Genomic DNA, 1033 nt, shown 5'->3' on the forward strand with positions numbered 1-1033 from the left:
CCGCGCGCGGGCCAGTTGCCGTGACTGCGCGACCAGGCGGTCGGCGCTGTCCCAGACCTCGGCGTCCTCCTCCAGGAAGCCGCCGGCGAGGTTGCGGGTGGTGATGGAGACCCGCAGCGGTCCGGGCGCCGGACGGCACCGCACGTGCACGGTCAGCTCGACCGTCGGGACCCAGCCGGAGATGCCCAGCTCGAAGGCGGTCGGCGGCAGCGCGTCCACCGCGAGGAGCAGCGACAGGGGGTCCGGGTCACGGCCGTCGGCGAGTCCGAACCAGGCGCGCATCTCACCGTTGCCCGAGGGTGCGCCGAGGGCCCAGCCGAGGGTGGACGGGTCCAGCTTGAGGAACAGCCGGTCGGTGATGGCGGAGCTGCCGGGGACCGGGGCGGGGGCGTCCTGGGGGCCGAAGCACTGCTCGATCGGCGGGATCGCGGGCGGCTTCGCCGTCGTACGGACGTCGCCCGGGAGGGAGTCGAGGTCGCCGTAGGAGGCGAGGACGCGGATCCGCTCGATCTCGCGGCCCTCGTCGTCGTACTGGAGGAGGGACGCCTGGCCGGTCGACAGGGTCCGGCCGGTGCGGACGACGTCCGTGCGGATGACGGCGGGGCCGGGCTGGGAGGCCGTCAGGTAGTGCGCGGAGACCGTGAACGGGTCGGCATGCGGGAGCGTGTCCGCGAGGGCGCGGCCCAGCACGGCCAGCAGATAGCCGCCGTTGACGGCGCTGATGATCGTCCAGCCGGCGGAGAGGTCCACGTCGTAGACGCCGGGTCCCCGCCGGGTGACCGCGGTGTCCCGGTCGAACTCGCTGTCGCCGACGGTGGCCTGTACGGAAGCTGCTTCGGGCATGGGTGAACCGTACAACAGCTCATTACTAAGCGGTAGCTTTTGACTGAGGGTGCTGCCAGATCCGACAGCGAGGGCAGCGACGCCGCGCTCAGCCCTCCTCCACCGCCGCCGAGCGCCGGTTCCACGCGCGCGGCGCCCGCCAGTGGTAGCGCATCGCCAGCAGCCTGAGCGCGAAGGCGACGGCCGCCGC

General features: G+C 73.3%; 1 protein-coding gene and 1 pseudogene. Both read right to left on the reverse strand.

Annotation, left to right across the window (positions count from 1 at the left end; all coding sequences use genetic code 11):
• The coding region (locus AOK15_RS37745) for a thioesterase family protein (protein ID WP_055523278.1) at positions 1 to 843 on the reverse strand (843 nt) is incomplete at its 3' end.
• A gap of 88 nt (positions 844 to 931) precedes the next feature.
• A pseudogene (locus AOK15_RS48005) lies at positions 932 to 1033 on the reverse strand (trimeric intracellular cation channel family protein); the annotation flags it as partial.

Source organism: Streptomyces ossamyceticus, from assembly GCF_001418475.1.
Taxonomy (GTDB): Bacteria; Actinomycetota; Actinomycetes; order Streptomycetales; family Streptomycetaceae; genus Streptomyces; species Streptomyces ossamyceticus.